Here is a 2,200-nt window from a genome sequence, read left to right on the forward strand (position 1 = left end):
CTGGAAATGTTGTCATCTGGCGCGGCCTCTCAAGACTCACAGATATCGAACTTGGCGCCGAAATCGCAACGGCTGGAAATGTGGGTAATTGAAAGACGATGAAGACCGCCCGATTGCCGCGTGCGCGCGGGCCCGACGAGCTCTATGATGGCGTTGCGTGAAGATCAGGCGGCCCGCTGACCGGCGGGCTTGCCGGCTTGGCCCAGCTTCCATTCCCAGGGCAGCAGTTCGTGCAGACGCGATGTGGGAAGATCGGCGATACGGGCTAGGACGTCGGCGAGCCAGGTCTTGGGATCGACCTCGTTGAGGCGACAGGTCGTGATCATCGTCAGCATGATGGCGGCACGGTCGGCGCCGCGCTGGCTGCCGGCGAAGGTCCAGTTCCGCCGTCCCAAGGCGATGCCTCTCAATGCGCGCTCGGCACAATTATTGGTCAAGCAGATCCTACCATCGTCGAGGAAGCGGGCGAAGTCGTCCCAGCGCCTGAGCAGGTAATTCATAGGCTTCAGGACCTCGGAGGAGCGCGAGAGGGTTTCGCGCTCACGCAGCAACCAGGCGTGCATGTCCTCGAGAAGCGGCTTGCTCTGTTCCTGGCGCACGGCACGCCGCTCCTCGGCGCTGCGGCCGTTGATGGCGCGCTCGATCTCGAACAATGCATCCAGGCGTCTGACCGCCTCCAGCGCGATCGGGGAGACCGGTTTGCCCTTCTTACCTTGCCGAGCATTTTTCTCGATGTCGGCCAGCTCGAAGAAGCCCCGTCGTGCATGGGCATAGCAAAACGCCGGCGTAATCGGTCGCGCCTTCTTCTGCGGATCGAACAGCGGCTCGAACCCGCTGTAGCAATCGGCTTGCAGGATACCGGCGAAGGCGGCCAGATGCTTCTGGGGATGCTCGCCTCGTCGGTCGCTCGAGGCGTAATAGACCGCAGCCGGCGGCGCGGGCCCGGCGAAGGGCCGGTCATCCCGCACATAAGTCCAGATCCGTCCGGTGGTACACTTGCCCTTCGCCAGGATACGGATGGTGGTGTCATCGCCATGAAGGCGCTCGGCCGCCAGCACATGGCGCTCGATCAAGTGGAAGAACGGCATGACGGCGAAGGTCCCGTGGCCGACCTGGTCGGCCAGCGTCGACAACGACAGGTCGATCCTCTCGGCCTTGAAGCGCGCACTCTGGCGGTTGAGCGGGATATGCATGCCGAACTTCTCGAACAGAATCGTCGCCAGCAATTGTGGGCCGATGAAGCCGCTCGGCGTGGCATGGAACGGCGCGGGCGTCTGGCTGATCTTCTCGCAATCGCCGCAGGTGAACTTCTCGCGTACCGTCTCGATCATCTTGAAGCGGCGCGGGATCTCCTCCAGCGTCTGGGTCACATCCTCGCCGATCTTCGCCAGCCGCGATCCACCGCAGCAGGCACAGCTCGTTGGGGGCCTCAACGACGACGCGCTCGCGTTCGATGTCATCTGGCCATGGTTTGCGTACCGGCCGCTTGCGCGTGAAGGAACGGACGTTCTGCGTCTTTGCTGCTGCAGCCTGCGCGGCAAGCTCATCCTCGCTCGCTGTGGTAACGAGTTCCTCGAGCTCCAGCTCCAACTGCTCGAGCAGCCGTGCCGTGCGCTCGGAGCGCGGCCCATACAGTTCGCGCTTGAGCTTCTCGATCCGCAGCTCCAGATGCGCGATCAGCGCCTCGTTGTCCGACAGCTCCGCCCGCACACTGGCAGCCACCGCCTCAGCGTGTAGCCGCGCCTCACGCTCGGCCTGCAGCGCCGCAAGGGCACTCGCAAGGTCCGATGGAAGATCGTCCGGCTTCGACATCATGAAGCCAGTGAATCAGATCAAGCCGCAGATTCAAACCATAAAACGCTATCCGACCCGCGTTGGACGCTGGGTTTCTTGTGGGTTGCGCCAATCGATCCCGGACAACAGATAGCTCAACTGCGCCGGCGAGATCGTTACCGATTCACCGGCAACCGATGGCCAGATGAACCTGCCTCTCTCGAGCCTTTTGGTAAACAGGCATGCTCCCTGGCCATCGTGCCAGATCACCTTCTCAAGATCGCTGCGGCGACCGCGGAAGACGAACAGATGACCGTTGAGCGGGTCTTTGTGCGGTACTGTCCAGAATCTTTCGCACTTTTGATCAGGCGACGGCTCCGGTTTCAGAGAGTTGTGGCTGATAGAGCGGTCGCATGTTCATGTAGCA

2 protein-coding genes are annotated in these 2,200 nt (G+C 62.3%); both read right to left on the reverse strand.

The window, feature by feature from the left end:
* Nucleotides 1-164: 164 nt before the first annotated feature.
* A protein-coding gene (tnpC, locus tag GA0061099_RS38985; RefSeq protein WP_141697823.1) for an IS66 family transposase occupies nucleotides 165-1,815 on the reverse strand; the annotation gives its coding sequence in 2 pieces (ribosomal slippage) (nucleotides 165-1,424 and nucleotides 1,426-1,815; 1,650 coding nt in all).
* Between the two features lie 45 nt (nucleotides 1,816-1,860).
* The gene (tnpB, locus tag GA0061099_RS39670; RefSeq protein ID WP_083235197.1) at nucleotides 1,861-2,175 is read right to left on the reverse strand and encodes an IS66 family insertion sequence element accessory protein TnpB; all 315 of its coding nucleotides are present in this window, start codon (nucleotides 2,173-2,175) and stop codon (nucleotides 1,861-1,863) included.
* Nucleotides 2,176-2,200: the final 25 nt, after the last annotated feature.

The organism is Bradyrhizobium yuanmingense (assembly GCF_900094575.1).
In the GTDB taxonomy this organism is placed as follows: Bacteria; Pseudomonadota; Alphaproteobacteria; order Rhizobiales; family Xanthobacteraceae; genus Bradyrhizobium; species Bradyrhizobium yuanmingense.